We start from the raw sequence: 23579 nt of genomic DNA, 5'->3' as shown, positions 1-23579 counted from the left end.
ATGGAGGAAAAAGAAAGAATATATTGTTTCGACTTCGACGGAACACTCACCACCAAGGACACGCTCCTGGAGATTATCCGTTACAAAGCTGGCACATGGCGCCTGCTGTGGGGCTTTCTGCTCTACAGCCCCATCCTGGTGTTGATGAAACTTCACCTCTATCCCAACTGGAAAGCGAAGCAGCTCATCTTCACCCATTTCTTCGGCGGCATGAGCACACGCACCTTCAATCTGCTGTGCCAGGACTTCGCCAAAGAACGCAGCAACCTTCTTCGTCCTGATATGATTGCCCTTGTCGGCCGGGCCGTCGAGGACAAAAAGAAAGTCTTCATAGTGAGTGCCAGCATCGACAACTGGGTTCGCCCCTTCTTCGCCACACAGGGCATTGGGGAAGTCGAGGTGTTGGGAACAAAAGTAGAAGAGAAAGACGGCTGTCTGACCGGGCGCTTCAGCACAGCCAACTGTTATGGCGCAGAGAAAGTAAGACGTATCAGCAAGGCTCTCTCATCGAAATCAGATGAAGAAAAGCCATCAGGCGAAGCAAAAAAGCCGGCTCTCTCCTTCGACCGAAGCCGTTACCACATTACCGCCTACGGCGACAGTCGTGGCGACAAGGAAATGCTTGCCTTTGCCGACGAAGGGCATTTGGTAAACAGCCATAAAAGCGAATAGTTGCAGAAAGATTTGCGGGATAAAGGGAAAATGATTAATTTTGCATGCTAATCATTAACAAAGACATGAACATCAAGCAAAGAATACAGCAGATGGACGACTTGAAACGCGAGAAGTTGGGCGAGGTGGTAAGGTTTGGCATCGTAGGTGTGGCAGCCACCATCCTGCAGTACGTCATCTATCTCGTCATGATTCCCAGCCTTGCCTGGGGTCTTCCCCAGTTAGGCGGCAACGACCATGTTCTGGCCACCACGGCCAACACCATTGCCTATATCGCCAGTTTCGTGTTCAATTTCATTGCCAGCACACGCTACACCTTCCGTGTCAAGGCCAATGCCAAGCGAGGAGCCGGCTTTACGTTCTCTCACATCATCAACTACACCCTGCAGACGGTCTGTCTGAATCTCTTCGTGGGCATGGGACTGACCAAGCAGATAGCCATGTTGCCCACACTCTGTGTCTGCATTCCCGTCAACTTCCTCTTAGTAAGATTCTTCCTGAAGAAGTGAAGGATGAAGATCTGTCTTCCCCAACAAGCAAGAAAATCAAAAGCAAACATCATGATAAAAAAAGCTTTCGAGATATTCAAGATCAAGCGCGAGGAGAGATGGCAGGCTCTCGTGGCACTGCTCCTGTTCATCGTGCTCAATGCGCTGACCATCATCAAGTACAATAGCCAGTTCACACAGCTCAGCGACAACTATCACAAACTCTTTGTCAAAACCTTCCATGTGGCAGGTTTCGACCCGCTTACCTATGCTGTCGTTTCCTGTTGGGACACAGAGTACAACGTGTATCGCCATCCTCTGCTGGCTTTCTTTATGTACATTCCCAACCTGATCAACCAGGCACTCATTGCCCTTACAGGCATCAACTGCGTGCAGTACATCGTGGCCATTATCCTCGTGTTCTGCGCCTTCTATTCGTTCATCTTCCTCTACCGCATCTTCCGCGAAGTGATAGGCTTGAAGAGCTGCGACGCCACCCTGCTGTCGGCTTTCTACTTCTCCTTTGCCTATGTGATGGTTTCGGCCATGGTGCCCGACCATTTCATCTTGTCGATGATGCTGCTGCTCATGACACTCTACATCAGCGGCATCTGCATGCAGAAAGGACGCCGGCTCACCACCTGGCAGACCGTAGTGCTCTTTGTGCTTACAGCAGGCGTATCGCTCAACAACGGACTAAAGACATTCCTCGCAGCCCTGTTTACCAACGGCCGGAAATTCTTCCGTCCCAAGTATCTGCTCTTGGGCATCATCCTGCCAGCCGCCCTGATGTGGGCTGTGGCACGTGTGGAATACCGCACCTTTGTATGGCCCAAGGAGATGGCACGCCACGAGATGAGAATGAAGAAGAGCGAAGAGGCCAAGCAGCTGATTTACAAGCAGTATCGCGATACGGCACAGGTGAAAGACTCGGCACAGGTAGAGGCTGCCGTGAAAGCCATCATACAGAAGAAGGCACAGGCGAAGTACGTGAGAGACCATAAGCAGATATGGAACAGAAACACGGGCAAGCCCATTGCCAAAGGCGAGTTTATGGGCTGGACCGACATCACGACCTCGCGCACAGAGACGGCTTTGGAAAACCTCTTTGGCGAAGCCATCCAGCTGCATCGCCAGCACCTGTTGGAGGACGTGCTGCGAAGCCGTCCTGTCATCGTGGGCTACGACTCGGCCATCAACTACATCGTAGAGGGCATCATTCTGCTGCTCTTCGCTTTGGGCATTTTCTTCGGCGTGCGCTCCAAGTTCTTCTGTCTGTCGATGCTTTTCTTCCTCTTCGACATTGCCCTGCACATCGGTTTGGGATTCGGCATCAACGAGATTTACATCATGACGGCACACTACATGTTCTTTGTGCCCATCGCCATCGCCTTCTTCCTGCACCACCTGCGAGGAAAGAGCCTCTCGCTCTGCCGTTCTGTCCTGATAGGACTCACTTTCTATCTCATCACTTACAACGGAGCGCTGCTCTTCCGCTATATGCTTAGTTAAGGAGTTAACTCCTCAGCGACCGAAGGAAGCGATAACTCCTTTAACTCCCCAGCGGAACTCCTCCATGACGTAAAAGAGAAACAATATATTAAGCAACAAATATGAACCATATTTTCAAGATAAGAAAAGAAGAGAAGTGGGCAGTCATCGTGGCGCTCCTTGTATTCGCAGCACTCAACACACTCATGGTGTGCTATCACTTCACGCCCTTTACCAAGGGCGGAAACTACATAGGCTACTGGAGTCTCTTCACCCGATACTATCAGCTGTCGGGCTTCGACGTGTTCACCTATCTCACCGTGTCGAAGTGGAACGCCTACTACACCGAGTTCCGTCATCCGTTGCTGCCATTTCTCTGGTATCCGTTCTATCTGCTCAACTACTGGCAGATGCAGCTCACGGGCAAGAACATCGCCATCATCCTCGTGGCTGTGGTGATGACGATTCTCTCCACCTACTCGTTTGTCTTCATCCGCCGCACCTTCCGTGAGATACTGCAGCTTGACAAACTCGACTCCAACCTGCTGTCGGCCCTTTTCTTCTCCTTTGCCTACATCATGCTCTCCAGCTTCGTGCCCGACCATTTCGGTCTGTCGATGTTCATGCTCACCCTCACATTCTATGTGGCAGGCAAGCACATCGTGAACCGTGAGAAGATGCCGGCCTGGCAGACAGCCACGCTCTTCGTCTTCACGGCAGGCATCACCATCACCAACGGAGCCAAGGTGTTCCTCTCTGCCCTCTTTGCCAACGGCAAGGACATCTTCAGATGGCGCCACCTGCTGATGGGCATCGTCATTCCCTCGCTGTTCATCATCGCAGCAGCCATCTGGCAGAACGAGGCTTTCATCATTCCTCACCGCCAGGAAGGACTCCGCATTCTGCATGCACGCGAACAGCGCGACAGCGTGTTCAAGGCACAGGTGGAAGCCGACCAGAAGCGCAAACGCGAGATTCACGGAACCGCCATCAAGGAGAAAGGCATCCTCTCTTGGGCCGACCTCAGCGTGTCGCGTCCACAGTCGCTGGTAGAGAATGTCTTTGGCGAATCGCTCATCCTTCACAAAGATCATCTGCTGCAGGACGTCGGCACCCGTCGCCCCATTTTTGTACGTTACCGCACGCCTCTGCCCTATGTTCTCGAAGCCATCCTCGTGGTGCTCTTTGCCGCAGGTCTGTGGATGGGACGCAGGTCGAAGTTCCTGTGGATGATAGGTGCATGGGTGGCGTTCGACGCATTCATACACTTAGGATTGGGCTTCGGCCTCAACGAGGTGTACATCATGACAGCCCACTGGGCTTTCATCATCCCCATCGCCATAGGCTATCTGCTCAAAGGTCTCAGCGCCAGAAACCAGTCGCATCTGCGCCTCATCGTCATGGTGCTTGCTGTATTCCTATTCTTCTACAACGGGCTGCTCATTGCCCAGTATCTATTGTAAATTACTTCACCCATCCAAACCTTTCACCATCATGCCCACAGTATCCATCCTCGTCCCCATCTACGGTGTAGAGAAATACATAGAACAATGTGCCGAGACTCTGTTCCAGCAGTCTTTTGCCGACATAGAGTATGTGTTTGTAAACGACTGTACCAAGGACAGAAGTGTGGAAATACTGCAACAGACTATCGACAGGTTTCCTGAGCGAAAGTCACAGGTGATGCTGATTCAGCACGAGCACAACAAGGGTTTGGGAGGCGCACGCCATACAGCTTTCGCTGCCTCGCGGGGTCGATACATCATGCATGTGGACAGCGACGATCTTCTGCCACTCGATGCAGTGGAAAAGCTGGTAAAAGCTGCCGAGAAGAGCGGTGCCGACATCGTAGACGGAGGCTTTGCCGACTGGGAGAACGGACAAGCCACTCTGTTTCATCCTGCCGCCCATGACAGCCATCGCACCTATCAGCGCAAACTGCTCTGCCAGAACATCACCTCCAACCGCATCTGGGGAAGAATCTATCGCAGGGATCTGCTCGAAAACCACGGCATATACAGCGTCGAGGGCATAGACTACAGCGAGGACTACGCCGTGGTGGCACGAGTCATGTACTTTGCCAAGCGCTATTTCATCGACGATGTGGTGTACTATTATCGCAAAGACAACATCACCTCCTACACCCACGACATCTCGGAGAAAAACCTCACCTCGCACTTCAAGGCCTGCCAGCTTGTGGCTTCGTTCATCGAGCAGCATGACAACAAGGGTATTTACCGCACAGCCACCGACATCGGCATGGTGAATGCCTATCGCGTAGCAGCCGAACAGCATCTGCCTCTCGAAAAGGTAGACAGCATCTGCACCTATCGCGTCACCCATCCCGTCTGCCGCCTCTGTATCGCCCTGCTGCGCCGTGGCTGGAAGGTGAAACACGTAAATCTCTTGTATCTGTTGTTCAGAAGAATTTATAATTTACAGATATTCAGAAGATAGAGAAGTTAAGAAAAGTTTGGGAGAAAGTTAAGGGAATGTTGGGAGGAAGTGAGTGAATTGTTTCTTCTCACTTATCAAATTCTCCGTTCCAAATCACGGAACGGACATTCCAAATCACAGAACGGCCATTCCGAATCACGGAACGGACATTCCAAACTACGGAACGGAGATTTCTGCACACTATTTTTTCTTTTTCTTCATGAATGTGAGACATTCTTCGAGTATCTTGACGCGAAGAAGCTTCATGACTGCAAAATAGAGCGAAGAAGCCAGGATGATTCTTACCAGCAAGAGCAGGTAGATGTTCGACAGCCAGCAGGTGAGATAATAAGTTGCCACCATACAGCCTGCCGCACAAAACAGGAAGGGAAGTGTGTCGAGACAGACATCCCTGAAGCGCAAGCCTGTGATGTGTCTGATGGCGCCCTGCCACACCAGCAGCCACAATATCATAAAGGCTGTGTAAGCCACAACCATCCAGTAGATGCCGTAGCTGTGACAGCAAAGCACCAACGCCAGCAATCCTACCACCTGCCCCAGATTGCACCACATGTAAACATCCGAGCGTCCGTTGCTGATGGCGAGGTTCTGATAGAGTGTGTACAGCGGAACGAAGGCTCCGCTCACGCTGAGAATCTGCAGCAGGGGCACACTCGCTATCCACTTGTCGCTGATGGTGATGAGGATGAACTCGTGCGAGACCAGTGCCAGTCCGAACATCAGCGGGAAGGAGAGAAAGGAGGTGAAGCGGAACATCTTGCGAAACACCTGCTGTTCCTTGCCCCGGTCGTCTTTCACCGACGAGAGCACGGGCTGCGCTATCTGCCCCACCGTGTTGGAGATAAACGAATTGGCCTTGGTGTTCCAGTTGTAAGCCTGCGAGTAGTTGCCCACATCGTCAATAGGATAGAAACGACCGAAGATAAAGGTCAGCACATTGTTGCTCACAGTATTGATGATATTGGTGATGAGCAGCTTCACGCTGAAGGCGAACATCTGCCTCACCGGTCCGAAGTCGATATGCAGCTGTGGCCGCCAGCCTGTGTAATAGAATCTGCCAAAGTTGAGCACCGTAATAAAAATTACCTGCTGCCATGCGAGGCTCCAGTAGGCCATGCCGCTGAAGGCGAGGCACACGCCCACCACATTCGATGATATGAGCGCCACGAAGCTCACGATGGCTATCTCCTTGTTCATCATATTCTTGGTCATGTAGGCATTCTGCACGATGCCAAACGAGGAGATGAAAAAAGCCAGAAACACGAAGCGCGACAGCCATACAAGGCAGGGCTGATGAAAAAAAGCCGCTATCAGCGGAGCGCTGAAGAAGAGCACCACATAGAGCGCAAAACTCACGATGACATTGAACCAAAACACCGAGTTGTAGTCGCGGTCGGTGGGATGTTTCAGGTTGACCAAAGCCTGCGTGAATCCGCTGCTCTGCAGGTTGCCAGCAATGAGTGTAAAGATGGTGAGTATGCCGATGATTCCATAGTCGGCAGGCGAGAGCAAGCGTGCCAGGAAGATGCCGAACAAGATGTTGAGCACCTGTGTGGAGCCACTGTTCATAGCTCCCCAAAACAATCCTTTAGCCGTTTTCTCCTTTAATGTTTCTGCCATTTTTCCGTTTTTATTCAAATTTCGCAAGTCAAGGAGTTAGGGGAGTTAAGAAGTTATCGCTCCCCATGGTCGCTGAGGAGTTAAGACAACAGCATTTTTACTTGGCTTTCAAACAATAAGACATTTGTCTTAACTCCTTGACTTCTTAACTCCTTTAACTCCTTGAAATACGATTGTTCTGTTTTATTTTCTGCAAAATTAGCACTATTTGTTTGAAGTTCAAAACATTTTGCTTATTTTTGTCGTATGAAACGAATATTCCATATCATATCCCACTTCGACATGGGCGGAGCCGAGCGCGTGGCACTCAACATTGCTCTGTCCGAGAATCCCGACTTCGAGTATCATATTGTCGAGGTCGTGAGAGGCCGTTCGCCCTTCACACGGCAGTTTATCGGCGAGATGAAAGCGGCTCACATCGCCTTCCACCGCTCACCCGTTCCCACAGTGCCGTTTCACTACCTCTTCGAGAAGACGGCAGCGCTGCTGTTTCCGTTGTGGTTTGTATTCCTCTTCCTGAAGTATCGTCCTACAGTCGTCCACTGCCACAGCGAGATTCCCGAATGGGCGGTCTATCGGTTTTTCCATCTCTTTCCCCGTCTCGCCCGCCATTGCCGCGTAGTGCGCACCATTCACAACACGTCGCTGTGGCACGGCATGCAGAAGACGGGCAGCAAGGTGGAAGCTTGGCTGCAGTCGAAGAATGCCAACATCGCCATCTCCACCTCGGTGCTCGATACTTATCAGAAAGCTTACCACGCCCTGCCACCTATTATATATAATGGCATTGCGCCCTGCCAGGAGCGGAAGACGTATCCCGGGCTTATGGAGGGAAAGGTCAACATCCTCTTTGCCGGACGCATGGAGGAGCAGAAAGGCATCAGCCATCTGGCCGACATCGTGGAGAGACTAAGCTGCAACGACCGCTACTTCTTCCACATCTTCGGCAACGGCAGACTCAAGGACATGCTCATCCACAGAATAGGCGATGCGCCCAATGCCAGCATCCATCCGCCACTCTTCGGCCTGTCGGCTTATCTCGGTTCGTTCGACTATCTGCTCATGCCTTCAGAACACGAGGGTCTGGCGCTGCTGTCCATCGAGGCAAGCATGGAGGGCACGCCCGTCATCATCAATGATGCCAAGGGGCTCTCCGACACGCTGCCCGCCGACTGGCCGCTCAAGGTGGAGCACAACGACATCGATGCCTACATGCGCCTCTTCACCCATACCATTCCTCAAGGCGAGAGAGCTCTCTGGGCTGAACAAGCCCGAAAGTATGCCATGAGCCACTTTTCGCTGCAACAGATGCAAGAGGCTTACGAAAGAGTTTACCGGGGAGAAGATTGAGGATTTATCCGCTGTTTCTGGAGTTAAATTAGTTTCGGCAACAAAATTACGCATTTTCTTTGGGATAGCCTTCGATTTTAGAAATAAAAAATCATTCTCTTCGCTTAATCAGTTTTTTTATTTAACTTTGCAGAAGATTGACTGCACTCGGCAATTTGAAAACAAGTTTTCATTGCGCTCGTTTGTACAATCTTTGCAAAAGATTAACCAGTAACCCTATAAAACATGAACAGAATTTATCGACTGATTTTCATTCTCTGTGCCTTCTGCGGAATAGCTCAGGCACAACCCGAACGCCCCAAGCTCGTGGTGGGCATTGTGATCGACCAGATGAGATGGGACTATCTCTATCGTTATTATGCCCGCTATGGTGAAGGCGGATTCAAGCGAATGCTCGGCGAAGGCTTCAGCGTAGAAAACTGCCAGATACCTTACATCCCATCCGTCACTGCCATCGGACACTCTTGCGTCTGGACAGGCTCCGTGCCCTCAATACACGGCATTGCCGGCAACGCCTTTGTGAAAGACGGAAAGATTGTCAACTGCGTGGGCGACAACACAGTGAAACCTGTAGGCTCCGATGGAAAGGCAGGCTACATGTCGCCACGCAATCTGTGGGTGACAACCATCGGCGACGAGCTGCGCCTTGCCACCAACAACCGCTCCAAGGTCGTTGGCGTGGCGCTGAAAGACCGCGCCGCCATCCTTCCTGCCGGACATCATGCCAACGGTGCCTATTGGTTCGACGACAAGGCAGGACGATTCATCACCAGCACCTTCTATATGGACAAACTGCCCGAGTGGGTCAACAAGTTCAACAAGCGTAAGCTGGCAGAGAAATATCTCTCACAGAAGTGGGAAACCCTCTACCCCATCGACACCTATCAGCAGAGCACAGCCGACGCCAACAACTACGAGAATGGCATCGTCGACGGCGAGAAGGCACAGTTGCCTCTCGACCTCGCTGCTCTCTACAGGAAGCATGGCTACAAGATCATCCGCAACACACCCTTCGGCTGCAACCTCACCTTCGATATTGCCAAGGCTGCCATCGAGGGCGAGAACTTAGGCAAAAACACCGACACCGACCTGCTCACCATCAGCTGCTCGAGCACCGACTACATCGGCCATCAGGTGGGAGTCAACGCCGTTGAGACCGAAGACTGCTATCTGCGCCTCGACCAGGCGCTTGCCGACTTCTTCGCCTATCTCGACAAGACCATCGGCAAGGGCAACTATCTCACCTTCCTCACTGCCGACCATGGTGCTGTCAACAATGCCGCCTTCCTGCAAGACCAGCGCATACCTGCCGGCATCTGGAACGGGAAATCTATGGTCAAGGAACTTAACCAGGAGCTCAAGGCTAAGTTCAACACCGACAAAGACCTCGTGATGACAATCATGAACTATCAGGTGTTCTTTCACACCGCCGCCATCGAGGAGGCTGGTCTCGACTATGCTGCCGTGAAGCAGGTGGTAGTCAACCGTCTGAAGAAAGAGAAGATTGTGCACTATGCCTTCGACATGGAGAAGACCTCGACCGAAAGCATTCCCGAGCAGTTGAAGTTCCGTGCCATCAACGGCTACAACCGCGAGCGCAGCGGAGGCGTGCAGATTGTTCTGAAGCCTGCCCATTATGAGTACGATGTAGCGAAGGGCACCAGCCACGGCGCTTGGAATCCTTACGACATCCACATTCCTTTGGTCTTCATGGGATGGCACATTCAGCATGGTGCCACTACCCAGCCTCACTACATGACCGACATTGCCGCCACCGTAAGTGCCCTGCTCCACATCCAGGCACCCAACGGCTGCATCGGAACACCTATATTCTAATGGAATTTCAGAAATAAGTTTTATAAAGTATCAAGGGGTTAAGACGTTAGAATGTCATAGCTTCTTACAACATCCTGACTGAGTCATTTTGTTCATAGTCGATTTTCAGTCAGGATTTGTTTTTCTCTAATTTTTGATAAAACAAAAAAATCTTGATAATATTTTCTGTTATCAAGACTCATCATCATCATTGATGATTTTCAGATAGTCATCGTAGCCGATAAATCTGCCGCCCATGGAACGGAGATGCGAAGTCTCGAGTTGGCAGTCGATGAGTTTCATTCCCTTACGCTGCATGAAACGGGCCAGATAGATGAGCGCCAGCTTGGAGGCTGAGGGAACGAGGGAGAACATACTCTCGCCAATAAACACAGGGCCGATGGTGACGCCATAGAGTCCGCCCACGAGCTGATCGGTAGCGTCGTCCCACACTTCTACACTCGAGGCAAAGCCCTGACGATGAAGCTCCGTATAAGCCTTGATCATATCGTCGCCCAGCCAGGCTCCATCCTGCTCGATGCGCAGTTTGCTGCACTGTGCGATGACGTCGTCGAACGCCTCATTGATGCTGTAGCTGTACTGGTCTTTGTTGATGAGCGTGCGCATGGAGTGGCTCACGTGTATCTCTTCGGGGAAGATGACGAAACGCTGCATAGGACAATACCACAGAATATCAGGCTGGTCGCGAAAACTGTACCAGGGGAAGATGCCGTGGCAGTAAGCCAGCAGCAGGCGGTCGATACTTAAATCGCCGCCCACAGCAAAGAGTCCGTCCTCATCGCCTGAGCGTGGGTCGGGAAACGTGGGATAAGGCGTTGACTCGTCTATTTGAAATATCATTGTTCTTTTTTTGAGTATTAATTGCAAATGGAGAGTTAGAGAAGTTAACATCTTAACTATATCACCAGTTCCTTGCCTTCGAGCTTAACCACAGCCTTTCCACCCTTCTTCAGCTTGCCGAAGAGAAGAGCCTTCATGAGCACAGGCTTGAGGCGGTTGCCGATGACACGATCCATCTCGCGGGCACCATACTCCTTGGTGAATCCCCACTTTAGGAGCTGCTCTCGCGCCTGAGGTGTAAGCTCGATACAGACGCCCTTGGCGCTGAGTTTGTCGGCGAGTTGGGCAAGCTTCTTGTCGAGGATAAGCTCTGCCATGTGCCTGTCCATATCGTGGAACACCACAGTGTCGGAAAGACGGTTGATGAACTCGGGGCGGAAGGTTTTCTTCACCTGTGCGAGCATCGCCTGACCACGACTCACATTGCCTGCGAAACCGATGTTGGCCTGCGAGGCATACTGAGCTCCGGCATTAGAGGTCATGATGAGGATGACGTTGCGGAAGTCAGCCTTCTGACCCTTGTTGTCGGTAAGTCGGGCATAGTCCATCACCTGGAGCAGGATGTTGTAGATGTCGCTGTGTGCCTTCTCTATCTCGTCGAGCAGAAGCACGCAGTTGGGCGTTTTGCGGATAGCGTCGGTGAGCTGTCCACCGTCCTCGTAGCCCACATAGCCTGCCGGCGAGCCAATGAGTTTGGCAACGGCATGCTTCTCGGTGTATTCGGACATATCGAAGCGCACCAGCTCGATGCCCAACTCGCGGGCGAGGACGCGTGCCACCTCGGTCTTGCCCACTCCCGTAGGTCCTACGAAGAGAAGCGACGCCATAGGCTTGTCGTCGTCGATGAGTCCTGCCTTCGCCATCATCACGGCTTCCACCACCTTGTCGACGGCTGTGTCCTGACCATAGATCTTGTCGAGCATTCGTTGGCGCAGCGATGCCAGGGCAGAGTTGTCTTCGTCCTTGATGGCGGCAGCGTCTATCTTGCACACCTTGGTGAGAATCTGCTGAATGACGGCCTTGGTGACATAAGAGCGCTGGCGGTTGGCAGGATGCACCTCAAGATAGGCGCCGGCCTCATCCATGAGGTCGATGGCCTTGTCGGGCAGGAAGCGGTTGCTGATGTACTTGTCGCTGGCCCGCACCGCATATTCGAGGGCGTCCTTGCGATAGGTGACACCATGATAGATATTGTACTTATGCTGCAGCCCCTCGAGAATCTTGATGGCTTCGTCGACGGAAGGCTCCTTGATGTCGATCTGCTGGAAACGGCGCACGATGCCCTTGCTCTTCGCCATGTAGCGGTTGTACTCCTCGTAGGTGGTGGAACCAATGAAGCGGATGTCGCCAGCCTCGAGATACTGCTTGAGCATGTTGGAGGCATCAGGTCCGCCATCCGATCCTCTTCCGGCTCCTATCATGTTGTGAATCTCGTCGATATAGATGATGACATTGCCCTCCTTGGCAGCTCCGTCCATCACCATCTTGATGCGTTTCTCGAAGTCGCCACGATACTGCGATCCGGCAAGCATCTGTCCGATGTCCATGCCGTAGATGCGGGCTCCCTTGAGGCGGTCGGGCACCTGATTCTCGTTGATGAGTTTGGCAAGTCCGAAGACGAGGGCTGTCTTTCCCACACCAGGCTCGCCCACGTGCAGCGGATTGTTTTTCTCGGCACGGCAGAGCACCTGTATGGTGCGGTCGAGTTCTTTCTCGCGGCCGATGAGCGGATTGTGCTGGTCTACCTTGTCGGAGATGCAGGTGACGAGCTTATGCCAGTCGGAGGGATGGCGTTTTCCGGTCTGCCAGCCTTCAGGGTCGTCATACTCATCGTTGTCGATGCCGTCGTCTTCATCGTTGTCATCGTCGTCATCATACCAGAAGTCGCCGTCATCACCGTCTTCGTCGTCATCATCGAAGTCGGAACTTCCGCTTTCTATAAATGCCCTCATCTCGTTCATCAACTCTTCATCACTGAGGCCGCCTTCACTCTCGTTCGCCAACAGGGGAGAGAATTTGCTAAGCTCTTTCATTTCCGGATCTTCCTCATCGGGAAACTTTTCACCTACGAGTCGGGTGAACTTCTCGCCCTGCTCACCGATGTACTTGTCGATGAGAAAGGGAGCCTCTGTGTAGGGAAGAGTCAGCATGGCTGTGAGGAAATGAGTCACATTGAGCTTAACACCTGCTCCGCCAGCCAGGTTGACCAGATAGGCAGAGCTGTGCATCGCCTTGAAAAGCACCGAAGGCTCGGGCTTCACATGAGAGAATTCTTTGGGAATGCGCTCCTGCTGCTTAAGCCACGCATCGAGTTCCTGACGCATGGACTTTTGGTCAATCTTCATCCGGCGCATGATACGGACAACCTCGGGATGGTCGATGATGCTCAACAGCAGATGCTCGGGCATGAGAAACTCGTGATGGTATGAGACTACATTGTCCATTGCCTTGCAAAAGAAGAAGGACATGGATTGGGTAAGTCCTGGGAATAATTCCATAGCTATACTTATTTTTTACTCAACTTTGCAAAATCAATTTTTCACACAGGCTCAATGGTAAATTCGAGAGGATACTTTGCCTTGTCTATCTTCCTCCTCGCCTTCTCCACCTTGCTCTTTGCCACGTCATAGCTGTAGATGCCTACCGAGGCTTTCCCCTCACGATGGGCCTTGAGCATGATGGCATTGGATTCCTCGGCGGCCTTGAAGAAGCATGTGTACAGAATGTCGACGACAAATTCCATCGGTGTGACGTCGTCGTTGTGTAGAAGTACCTGATAACGTTTAGGCTTCTTGATCTCAAGATCCTGACGTTCTTTTACTGCTGTTTGTCCTTGTGCCATAATTCAAATGCGTTTGTTTTGTTGCTAAGAGAGAATGAGTCTTCTTGATAGTTTTACTCTGCGTAGGCATGAGTGATTTCCACCACATACACATCGTGGAAGCCGCCCTTGGCGCCATACCACTGCAGAAGGTCTTTGTCGATAAACTTTTCTGCCGACATACTGTCCTTATAGAGTTTTCTGCACTCCAAGGTGAGTCGGGCCTGTTCGAAACCGATACTGCCACCCTCCAAGACGACGGGCTTGAGTCCTGTGGCCTCACACTTGTCGAGGTCGCGTCCGCTCTTTGAACCGCAGAAATTGTATATTTTGCGTGCTTCCTCGCTATGCCCCAAGAAAGAGAGTGTCATGGTGTCGTTGGCCTCTATGAGCTCGTGTGTGAAGCGCTCGGGACGAATGAACACCACTGCCACGGGCTTGTTCCACAGCCAGCCCAGGCAACCCCAGGAAGCTGTCATCATGTTGAACTTATCCTTGTTGCCTGCAGCCACAAGAATCCACTCCTTCCCTATCGTCTCAAAAACATTGTCGTTGATTTGCTTAATGTCTATCTGTTTCATATCTATATTATATTTAATAAGGTGAAACTCACCTTTATGTTGTGTCATTAGCAGAGCCTTCACATTTGCGAAAGTTGAGTGCAAAGATACCGCAAGCGAGCGCAATGAAAGCTTGCTTTCAAATTGCCGAGCGCAGGATATCTTATGCAAAGATAATAAAAAACTGCGTATAATTGTAAGGAATAGGATTTTTTACAAGATTTTTTTACTTCTATAACTTCTGAAGTTCAGTAAAAAATCTCACACTCAGGGATGAAAATAAATTCCCAATCTCTTCGCTTAATCAGATTTTTGCAGTACCTTTGCAAGCCGAAAGCCCATGGCAAAACAGCCAAAGGCTTATTTTTTAATCTTTTTATACATTCATTTTTAATGTACAAATCAATTTTTAACAAGCACAACAGCCTGAAGTTCAACCACTTCTCCAACAAGGGCTATGCTCTTTTCTCCGTTTTGGGAAAAGAGGTGCTCGTGGGCGCACTCAGCGTTGCCACACTCAGCCATGCCAAGGCTGAAGGCATCAGCACAGAGGGTGTAAAGGCCGACTCTACCCTGTATAAGGGAGGAAAGGCTTACGAGCTCGACGCGGTGAACGTTACCGGCTCACGTGCTCCAATGACTGTTGAGCAGTCACCAAAGATTGTGTCTGTCATTACCCGCGACGATATTCATCGTGCGGCTGCGCAGACCATCAATGATGTTTTGAAATTAGCTACTGGCGTGGATGTCCGTCAGCGCGGTGGCTTTGGTGTACAGACGGATATCTCCATCAATGGTGGAACCTTCGACCAGATTACCATTCTCCTGAATGGCGTCAACATCTCCAATCCACAGACGGGTCACAATGCTTCCGACTTCCCTGTTGCACTTGCCGACATCGATCACATCGAAGTGCTCGAGGGTGCTGCTTCTCGCATTTTCGGAACATCAGCCTTCAATGGCGCCATCAACATCGTGACTCGAAAAGCGCAAAACGATGGAGTGGCAGCACTTGTAGAGGGTGGATCGTTTGGCAGCTTTGCTACACAGGGGCGCCTACAGTCTTCATTCACCACAGGTAAGTGGACACACGCCTACTCTGCCAGCGGTGGCTACAAGCGCTCGGATGGTGGCACTGAAAACAGCGACTTTGAGAAAGGACAAGCCTTCGGACAAGTCAACCTGAGCTACAACCAACGCTTCGATATCAACGCACAGGTGGGATATGCCCAACAGAGCTACGGCGCCAACACATTCTACAGCGCCAAGTTCAACAACCAGTATGAGAAGACCGACCACGCCATGGCGTCGCTCAACCTCAACCTGCACAACCCACACCAGACGTGGCAAATCGCTCCACAGTTCTATTACAACAACTTCAAGGACCACTATCAGCTGACACGCGGCAAAGCGGGGGCTGCAGCGGGCGAGAACTACCACGACCTGGATGTATATGGAGGCGGACTAAATGCCAATATAGCATGGATGTTAGGTAAGACAGCCGTAGCGTTCGATATCAGCAAGGAGCGTATCTACTCTACTGCCCTCGGCGAGCCACTGGCAGAAGAAGACTATAAGAACATTCACGGAACCGACCGTCAATATACGCGTAAGGGCGAGCGAACCAATACCAACATCATGCTGGAGCACAACTTCATCTTTGGCGGATTCACACTCTCGGCAGGTGTCCTCGCCAATAAGAACACAGGACTTGACAACGACTTCCGTTTCTATCCAGGTATAGACATGAGCTATAGACCTGACGACAACTGGAAGTTCTTTGCTTCCTGGAACAAGGCGCTGCGTATGCCTACCTACACCGATCTATATATCAGTAATGTGGTGCAACAAGGCGACATCACACTAAGCCCTGAGAAGAACTCCACCTTCAAGATAGGTGCACAGTACCGACAGAAGGGGTTGGCTGCAACTGTAAGCGGGTTCTACGCTCACGGCACCAACATGATAGATTGGGTGCAGACCTCGGAAACAGAACTCGCCGACAGCAAATATCACGTGATGAACATCGGAAAGCTCAACAACATGGGCTATAACCTCGATGCTACTATCTACATGAGAGAGCTCATACACAACTGCTTCATCACACGCATCAAGGTGGGATATGCCTATATCTACCAGGATCATAAAACCGATGCCGACATTCTCAAGTCGCTCTATGCCTTGGAATATCTCAAGCACAAAGCTGTCTTCGGCTTGGATCATCAGATATGGAAAAAACTTTCTGCTTCATGGGCGGTGCGCTGGCAACAACGCATGAATGGTTACTCTCCCTACACCAAAGTGGATTGCAAGCTCATGTGGGACGAGAAGAAATATAGCATCTACGTGAAGGCCGACAACATCACTTGCCATCGCTACTACGACCTCGCTGGCGTGAAGCAGCCAGGACTGTGGATCATGGCTGGTGCCAGTGTCAACCTCGGTTGGTAATAAACTGGCAATATAATAAAAACGAGCCTTGAAGCGAACTTTTCATCAGTTACTTCAAGGCTCGTTCCTTTTTTAGTCGGAGTTCGTATAATTCTACCTACTTTTATTCCGGTTTCAGATATTTTCCGTTCACTTTTATCGGTTCGAGATGGATTCCCACATGGGTATCTGCGCCGAAGTGCTGCTTCAGTTTTGTTTCTATATGAGTAGCATGCTCATGCGCCTCATAAAGCGAAAGAGAACCTGGCATGCGGACATGCATCTCGATGGCAATCTTGTTTCCGATGCGACGGGTACGCAGGTTATGAATCTCTTCCACTCCCTGCTCTTCGTTCGCAATCTTCAGAATTTCATCTTCCTCCATTTCCGGAAGACTGGCATCCGTCAGTTCTTTCACAGACTGCATCACCAGTCCCCAGGCGGCCTTGATGATGAAGGCACTCACGATAATGGCAGCCAGCGGATCGAGCACCGCCCACTTTTCTCCCAGGATAATGGCACCGCCTATACCGAACATCGTTCCGATACTTGATAAAGCATCGCTGCGATGATGCCAGGCATTCGCCACAACTGCCTCGGAATGATATTTCTTTCCGGCTTTTACCGTAAACTGATAAGCCCACTCCTTCATCACGATACTTACTATGGCAGCAATCAAGGCTACAACGCCCGGCTGCCGCAATGTCTCGCCGCAGATGGCACGATAGGTCTTGGTAACACCAGAATAACAGATCATCACACCCACCACGAAGAGCGAAATGCCGATGATGGCAGTGGCAAGCGTCTCGTATTTGCCATGCCCATAATCATGGTCTTTATCCTTCGGCTTATTGCCCAGTTTTACGAATACCAGTACCACCACATCGGTAGCGAAATCCGTGAGCGAATGGATGGCATCGGCTATCATGGCGGCAGAATGCCCCAAGATGCCTGCGGCAAACTTCAGCACGAGCAATAGCACATTGATGATGCTGCCAGCTATTGTTACCTTGTAAACTTCTCTCAATCTCTGTTTCTCATCCATCATAACATTCATGTTTTTGTATAATTGGGCGGCAAAGATAGCTTATTTTTGTGAAAACGGAAAAGATAAGAGATTAAAAAAGATAAAAAAATCATGTATTATCTGAGTTACCTACTCGTTCAGGTCTCTCGGCTTGCCTGCCAGGCTCTGGTCTGCAATCTGTTTCTGGTCCTTGGCAAGATAATGCTTGCTGCTGTCGATGGCAATGAACACGCCGTCGCTTATGCCTCTGACTCCCTTCTGTGGGGCAAAGGTTACGATGCGGCTGTCGAACTCGCCGATATAGTCGAGACAGCCTGTGGCAGCATCCATCCACCACACATTTTTCCTATCGCCCGACACCTTGCCAAGGTCTATCTTCATGGGCACACAGTTGTAGTTGTACACCATCAGGTAATCCTTGCCACGGGTGGCAAGCAGACGGTTGTAGCGTTCGCCATTCCTGCCCACAATGATGCTCTGGTCGGGCACCCGCTCGAAATAAGGCATGGTGAGCATCAGGTTCTTGAGATGCTTCATCTGATTGAAGCCAGGGTCATCAAGAGCCTGATACCAAGTTTTCTCCGAGCCGCTGATGCCATAACTCGTGGGATAACCAGGCTTCAGCATCTGCATGATGGCGTTATGACCATAGGTGTGACCACAAGAGCCGGCAAAAACACTCCAATAGGCATAGCGACGCACATCGTAGTCTTGCCAGCGCTCTTCACAAGGGTCGTGTAGTCCTTTGGGGATATCCTCATAGCTGGGCTCTGCATCGAGCACAGGCTTCATAGGCTTATAGGCCCAGGTGGAGTCAACATACATCCAGTTGTCCTCCTCAGTATTGTCGGGAATGGGATAGTCCTTGTTGCCCATGCGCTGTCCATACTTGCGGTGTCCGCTCTGAAAGGCATGGAAGTCTATCCACCCCGCCTTGCTCCACCATTTGGCAGACGTATAGCGTCCACGGGGATGATACGTCATTAGGTGGTTGTGGTCGATGCTCTTGATGGAGCTTGCCAACGACTCCCACACCTCGGGATGAATATCACCCTGTATGTCGCCACCCATCACCCAGATGATGTTGGGCGAGTCCTTGTATCGGTTGGCCAGGAAACTGCCGTAAGCCTTGGCTTGGCGTGCATTGATATTACCTGCCTTCACCTGTGAGCCCCATATAGTCACCATACCGATATAGATACCATTCTGTTCGGCCAGTTTGATGATATAATCCATGTGATCCCAATAGCTGTACACACCATCGGGATCGGCCTTCGTCAAGTCCCATCCAGCTGGCAGCGAGGGCTGTCCGTAGATGTTGTAGGCAGGGGTTCCGTTCATCACCTGCACCAAGACAGTGTTGAAGCCTGCCGCACGGCATTTCTGAAGGTAATACTGTGCTTCCGAACGGTCGAGACGTTCGGGCAACAGCCAGCCCGTATCGCCCAAAAGGAAGAACGGCTGTCCGTTCTCAAACTGCAGATAGCGATGATCAGCAGACACCATCAGTCTACCATGACTCCAGGGCTTTACATGGGTTGCGGCATGGACTGTGGCAGTGAGTAGGCAGACCACAGTCATGATGGTCAAGGTCTTGAATGTTTTCTTCATTGTTTTTGTAGCTTTAAGTCTTCTTAGACTTATAACGCAAAAAAAGGCTGGTTATTGTGATTCTGCGTGCGTAGATTTCTTGCGGACTGCCATCATGATGCAGACGAGCAAGACGAGGAAGGCAACAAGAATGCTCAACATCTGGGTTGTCGAGATAAAATCACGAAGGAAACTCTTATCTTTTGAAGATGCTACGAACCACAAACCAGGCATGAACAAAGAGCGTAGTGAGCAGCCCGTAATGGGTGCGCATCACCTCGAAACGCTCGCGAAGAGAAGCACGATGGTTCTGCACCGACATACCTCCATCGAGATAATGGGTGATGACAGCACCCACATTGCGCAATGGCAGGTGAAGCCTTGCAGACTCTTTCATCACACGTATGCACCAGTCTACATCGGCAGAGAAACGATAATCGAGGTTGTAATGGATGCCTTTTGCCAAGTCGGTACGGGCATAGAATGACTGATGGCAAACCAACATACCCCAACGAAACGAACGCCAAGACAGGTGAGCAGGTGGCTGCAAACGTCGATGATGCAGAAAGCGCCCTGTTGCATCTACAATGTCGGTATCGCCATAGAGCACACCAGGAAGCACTTCACCTTCACCCACACAACCTGCAACATACTCCAATGTTTCGGCAGATGGAAACACGTCGCCTGCATTGAGAAACACTAAATAGTCGCCCGTGGCACGGTCTATCGACTTGTTCATCGCATCGTAGAGTCCTCGGTCGGGCTCCGACACGACAACGATGTCGTGGGCATTCTCGCCCTTGCTTATCTTGTGCTGGTAGGCTCTTACCATGGACAGGGTCTTGTCGGAAGAGCCTCCGTCCATGATGATGTGCTCGATGTTGCAATAGGTTTGTTTCTTTACGCTGTCGAGGGTTCGCTGCAGCACCCGTTCTGCGTTATAGGTACAGGTAATGATGGTGAATTTGATCATATATGGTAGTTTTTATAGGCCATCGCCTGATTGTAGACTTCGATGTACTTGAGTGCCACGACGTGCTGCGAATAGCTGGACGACACCTTGTGCAGACAGTTGCTGCGCACCTCGTCGGCATCGGCTTCGAAGAGCACCCAGTGGATTCCTTCCGCCAGATCGGCTGCATCACGATAGTTGGCCACATAACCGTTCTTGCGATGATCTATCATCTCGGGAATGCCGCCTACCTTGAAACCTACGCTGGGCACGCCGCAAGCCATCGCCTCCATGATGGTATTGGGCAGATTCTCGGAAAGCGAGGGAAGCACAAAGACATCTGCCGAACGATAAATATCGGCGATGCGACGGTCGTCGCTCACGTATCCCAACGAGATGGACGGGAAGGGCAACTTGCCCTCCAGTTCCTCGCTATGGCCGCCAAGGATGGCGACACAGGTATTGTCGCGCATCTCGGGATATTTGTCTGCCAGCTGCTGGCAGGCTTCCATAAGATAATTCATGCCCTTGTAGGGATTGGTGGCTCGCTGGGCTATGAAGAGGATGATGCGCTTGTCGGCTGGCAGGATGGCACGGGTGCGGGCTTCCTGACGATCGGCTGGACAATATACTCGGGAGTCGATGGGATTGGGGATGCTTACCACTTTCTGCCCGGAGAGAAGCAGACTCGACTTCGCCTCGCCTGCCAGCCACTTGCTGCAAGCCACAAAGAGGATGTTGTTCTGCCTGTAGAGATTCTGCTTGCGGCGCCACACCTTGGCTGCCAAATCGCCACAAAAGCTTCCCGAAGGCAGATACTTGCACTTAGTGCAACCGCTGCGGAACTTGTTGCACCCCATGGTGAGATGGCACAGCGAGGTGGCTGGCCACATGTCGTGCATAGTCCACACCACGGGCTTTCCGCTCTTGAGTATCTTGCGGATAGAACCCAATGAGAGCATACCCTGATTGATCCAGTGCAGATGGATGATGTCGGCCTCCCTGAACTCAGGCAAGCCCGTTATGTCGTAACCCGAATTGGCGATGTCGATGTCGAAGAGATGAAGCTTGGAGAAGCGCATGTGCCAGAAGATACACCAACGCTCCCACAGGAAATGCCACTGTCCGAAGATGGAACGGGGCATTTGAGCCACTGTGATCGACTCTGTCTCCTTATCGCGCACCAACATCTTGGCCTTAACTCCATTGTTGTTAAGAGCATCCATCAGACGGTTGGCTGCTACTGCGGCGCCACCGGTCTGCTCGCTTGTATTTACTATGAGTACTCGCATCGTTTGCTTGTTTTAATATTCGACTGCATGCTTGCCCGGCTCGACACGGCAGGACGTATGCAATCTTACACATGTGCAAAGATAATGCTATTTGGGGAAAACACAAAACAAAAGACACTACAAAATGATAAGTGTCACTAAAAAAAACACGCTGCAACTCTCAACGAGCTGCAGCGTATCATTATGTTTAACTTTAATTTTTCTAATCCAAAGGCAATCTCACGATCCCCTTTGTTATCTGTTAAACAATCTACCTTAAAACCTAATAACTAAAAACCTAAATCTATTACTACTAACCTAAACAATCTATTAACCTTTTGACGATGCAAAGATACAACATTTTTTGCTATATCACCAAACATTTTGAAAGGAAAATGATAGATTTTAGTGTTTATTTGATGTAAATCAATCAGATGTGCCCGAACACAACACATTTTAAGCATCCATTAACGGTCGTTAAGCTTTCACTATGAGAACCGTGGCATAAGCCGATATTCCTTCCATTCTGCCCGTGAAACCCAGCTTCTCGGTAGTGGTTGCCTTGATGGAGATGTTGTCCTCGTCGGTGTTCATCACTTCTGCCAGACAGGCTTTCATGGCTGGCACATGAGGATTGAGTTTGGGGCGCTCTGCACACACTGTGGCGTCGATGTTGCCTACCTGATAACCCTTGGTGGCTATCAGTCCGATGGTCTTGCGAAGCAATATCTTGGAATCGACATTCAGCGTCTCGGCCGAAGTGTCAGGGAAATGATAGCCGATATCGCGCATATTGGCTGCTCCCAAGAGTGCGTCACAAATGGCATGTATCAGCACATCAGCATCGCTGTGCCCCAACAAGCCCAACTCGTAATTTAGTTTAATGCCGCCAAGCCAAAGCTCGCGCCCTGCCACCAACTTGTGGACATCATAGCCGAATCCTACTCGAATATTCATCATTTTGGGGTTTATCTTCTCTTGAACAGGTCCTTGATGCCGTCCATATCAAAGGTGAGCGAAAAGCGCAACGTCTGGTCGAGCGGATTGCTCTTGGCAGTGGCTACTACATAACCGGCATCGAGCTGGAACACACTCATCTTGAAACCGGCACCGACGGTAAAGTACTTGCGGTTGCCCTTGTTCTCGGCTTCGTGATGATAGCCTGCACGGAGCGAGAACTTGTCATTATAGGTGTACTCTGCTCCTACGCCATAGTAAATCTCCTGCAGCTCTTCCTTGAATCCGCCTGGCGCATCGCCGAAACTCTTGAAAATGCCTCGGATAGCTGAAATATCATTATACTCGCGATGCACGCGGTCTTCGTATTCAGAATTGTCCTCGCCCTCTTCCTGCTTGGGAACGGTAGGTACCAACAGTTTGTTGGCATCGGCTGCAATGGTGAGGCGGTTGTACTCGTCGATAGGAATCATCAGCGAGGCACCCAATCGGAGGTTGGCTGGCAAGAACTCGCTGTACTCTTTGCCGCTAAACTTGATCTTACTACCGATGTTAGAGATGTTGAGACCGATACCCAACTGGCACTCACGCTGGCCGATGTTGATATAGTTCTGATAATAGGCTGCAATATCGGCAGCAAAGGCGGAAGCGGGAGAATTGTCCTCGCGCTCATCAAAACGCATGTCGGAATAAATCCAGCGCAAAGCGGCAGAGAGTGAGAATGTCTCGCTCAGCATCAGCGAGTAAGCTACATCGAGCGACATCTCATAAGGATTGATAGTGGTTCCTTCTCCCGACTCGGCTCCCTCGTAAGAGGTGTAGACTTTACCCAGATTGAAATAGCGCAACGAACTCGACACGGCGCTGTGGTCGCCAATGCGGTAATAGCCTGCCAAATAGGCAAGGTTCATATCGTTGACCAACGAGCGAAGCCAAGGTGTGAAGTTGAGCGCCACTCCTGCACGCGAGATACAGAAAGGATATTTGGCGGGGTTCCAGTACTGAGAGTTGACATCTGGGTCGGTTGCCGCACCTACGTCTCCCAGACCGCCGCCACGGGCATCAGGAGCTATGGTCTGCGAAACGACCGCATAGTTGACTGGATTGAAAAGATCCTTCTTTTCCTGAGCACTCGCCTGCAGAGAGAGCTGCACCAGGAGCACCGCCAGTAATATTCTGAATGCTTTGTTCATATCTTCTTTGTGGTTTATTATTCT

Annotated in this window: 19 protein-coding genes; 8 read left to right on the top strand and 11 right to left on the bottom strand. The window is 50.9% G+C overall.

Annotated elements, in window-relative coordinates:
* From P3T48_RS00750 to P3T48_RS00730, 5 genes are all read left to right on the top strand, one after another.
* Nucleotides 1-672: an HAD family hydrolase gene (locus P3T48_RS00750; RefSeq protein ID WP_276505238.1), complete on the top strand. Its 672-nt coding sequence runs from the start codon at nucleotides 1-3 to the stop codon at nucleotides 670-672.
* Nucleotides 673-737: 65 nt separating this feature from the next.
* Nucleotides 738-1181 carry a GtrA family protein gene (locus P3T48_RS00745; protein WP_276505237.1) on the top strand — a complete coding sequence of 148 codons (444 nt, stop codon included), beginning with the start codon at nucleotides 738-740 and terminating at the stop codon, nucleotides 1179-1181.
* Nucleotides 1182-1235: 54 nt separating this feature from the next.
* A complete protein-coding gene (locus P3T48_RS00740) occupies nucleotides 1236-2672 on the top strand; it encodes a DUF6080 domain-containing protein (protein ID WP_276505301.1) in 1437 nt (478 codons plus the stop codon).
* 101 nt (nucleotides 2673-2773) lie between these two features.
* Nucleotides 2774-4114, top strand: coding sequence for a DUF6080 domain-containing protein (locus P3T48_RS00735; protein ID WP_276505236.1), 1341 nt, complete (start codon nucleotides 2774-2776; stop codon nucleotides 4112-4114).
* A 31-nt stretch (nucleotides 4115-4145) separates the two neighbouring features.
* A complete protein-coding gene (locus P3T48_RS00730; RefSeq protein WP_276505235.1) occupies nucleotides 4146-5108 on the top strand; it encodes a glycosyltransferase family 2 protein in 963 nt (320 codons plus the stop codon).
* 180 nt (nucleotides 5109-5288) lie between these two features.
* On the opposite strand, the gene P3T48_RS00725 is transcribed toward P3T48_RS00730, so the two are convergent.
* Complete coding sequence (locus P3T48_RS00725) at nucleotides 5289-6728, bottom strand: lipopolysaccharide biosynthesis protein (protein WP_217758129.1); 1440 nt, start codon at nucleotides 6726-6728, stop codon at nucleotides 5289-5291.
* A 246-nt stretch (nucleotides 6729-6974) separates the two neighbouring features.
* Here P3T48_RS00725 and P3T48_RS00720 point away from each other — a divergent pair, with 246 nt between their 5' ends.
* Both P3T48_RS00720 and pafA read left to right on the top strand, forming a co-directional pair.
* Entirely contained in the window at nucleotides 6975-8078 is a 1104-nt protein-coding gene (locus P3T48_RS00720) for a glycosyltransferase family 4 protein (RefSeq protein ID WP_276505234.1), read from the top strand.
* 225 nt (nucleotides 8079-8303) lie between these two features.
* Complete coding sequence (pafA, locus tag P3T48_RS00715; protein ID WP_276505233.1) at nucleotides 8304-9914, top strand: alkaline phosphatase PafA; 1611 nt, start codon at nucleotides 8304-8306, stop codon at nucleotides 9912-9914.
* Nucleotides 9915-10085: 171 nt separating this feature from the next.
* On the opposite strand, the gene aat is transcribed toward pafA, so the two are convergent.
* The 4 genes from aat to P3T48_RS00695 all read right to left on the bottom strand — a co-directional run bounded on the left by aat (nucleotide 10086) and on the right by P3T48_RS00695 (nucleotide 14156).
* Nucleotides 10086-10754: a leucyl/phenylalanyl-tRNA--protein transferase gene (gene aat, locus P3T48_RS00710; protein ID WP_276505232.1), complete on the bottom strand. Its 669-nt coding sequence runs from the start codon at nucleotides 10752-10754 to the stop codon at nucleotides 10086-10088.
* A 56-nt stretch (nucleotides 10755-10810) separates the two neighbouring features.
* Nucleotides 10811-13222 carry an AAA family ATPase gene (locus P3T48_RS00705; protein ID WP_504182840.1) on the bottom strand — a complete coding sequence of 804 codons (2412 nt, stop codon included), beginning with the start codon at nucleotides 13220-13222 and terminating at the stop codon, nucleotides 10811-10813.
* A gap of 71 nt (nucleotides 13223-13293) precedes the next feature.
* Entirely contained in the window at nucleotides 13294-13596 is a 303-nt protein-coding gene (locus tag P3T48_RS00700; RefSeq protein ID WP_022252174.1) for an ATP-dependent Clp protease adaptor ClpS, read from the bottom strand.
* Between the two features lie 53 nt (nucleotides 13597-13649).
* On the bottom strand, nucleotides 13650-14156 hold the full coding sequence (locus P3T48_RS00695; RefSeq protein WP_158463736.1) for a flavin reductase family protein: 507 nt from the start codon (nucleotides 14154-14156) through the stop codon (nucleotides 13650-13652).
* 372 nt (nucleotides 14157-14528) lie between these two features.
* Here P3T48_RS00695 and P3T48_RS00690 point away from each other — a divergent pair, with 372 nt between their 5' ends.
* Complete coding sequence (locus tag P3T48_RS00690; RefSeq protein WP_276505230.1) at nucleotides 14529-16586, top strand: TonB-dependent receptor plug domain-containing protein; 2058 nt, start codon at nucleotides 14529-14531, stop codon at nucleotides 16584-16586.
* 103 nt (nucleotides 16587-16689) lie between these two features.
* Here the strand turns inward: P3T48_RS00690 and P3T48_RS00685 are convergent, their stop codons facing one another.
* From P3T48_RS00685 to porV, 6 genes are all read right to left on the bottom strand, one after another.
* Complete coding sequence (locus tag P3T48_RS00685; protein WP_276505300.1) at nucleotides 16690-17610, bottom strand: cation diffusion facilitator family transporter; 921 nt, start codon at nucleotides 17608-17610, stop codon at nucleotides 16690-16692.
* Nucleotides 17611-17721: 111 nt separating this feature from the next.
* The gene (locus P3T48_RS00680; RefSeq protein ID WP_443217151.1) at nucleotides 17722-19173 is read right to left on the bottom strand and encodes a glycoside hydrolase family 140 protein; all 1452 of its coding nucleotides are present in this window, start codon (nucleotides 19171-19173) and stop codon (nucleotides 17722-17724) included.
* Nucleotides 19174-19378: 205 nt separating this feature from the next.
* Entirely contained in the window at nucleotides 19379-20155 is a 777-nt protein-coding gene (locus P3T48_RS00675; protein WP_276505228.1) for a glycosyltransferase family 2 protein, read from the bottom strand.
* Nucleotides 20152-21426, bottom strand: coding sequence for a glycosyltransferase family 4 protein (locus P3T48_RS00670; RefSeq protein WP_276505227.1), 1275 nt, complete (start codon nucleotides 21424-21426; stop codon nucleotides 20152-20154). Before P3T48_RS00670 ends, P3T48_RS00675 begins: the two co-directional genes overlap by 4 nt.
* Nucleotides 21427-21882: 456 nt before the next feature.
* Nucleotides 21883-22362 carry a 2-C-methyl-D-erythritol 2,4-cyclodiphosphate synthase gene (gene ispF / locus P3T48_RS00665; RefSeq protein WP_022252184.1) on the bottom strand — a complete coding sequence of 160 codons (480 nt, stop codon included), beginning with the start codon at nucleotides 22360-22362 and terminating at the stop codon, nucleotides 21883-21885.
* An 11-nt stretch (nucleotides 22363-22373) separates the two neighbouring features.
* Complete coding sequence (gene porV / locus P3T48_RS00660) at nucleotides 22374-23555, bottom strand: type IX secretion system outer membrane channel protein PorV (protein ID WP_276505226.1); 1182 nt, start codon at nucleotides 23553-23555, stop codon at nucleotides 22374-22376.
* Nucleotides 23556-23579 lie beyond the last annotated feature (24 nt).

The organism is Segatella intestinalis (genome assembly GCF_029348455.1).
Lineage (GTDB): Bacteria > Bacteroidota > Bacteroidia > Bacteroidales > Bacteroidaceae > Prevotella.
This window is presented reverse-complemented; position numbering and strand designations above follow the sequence as displayed.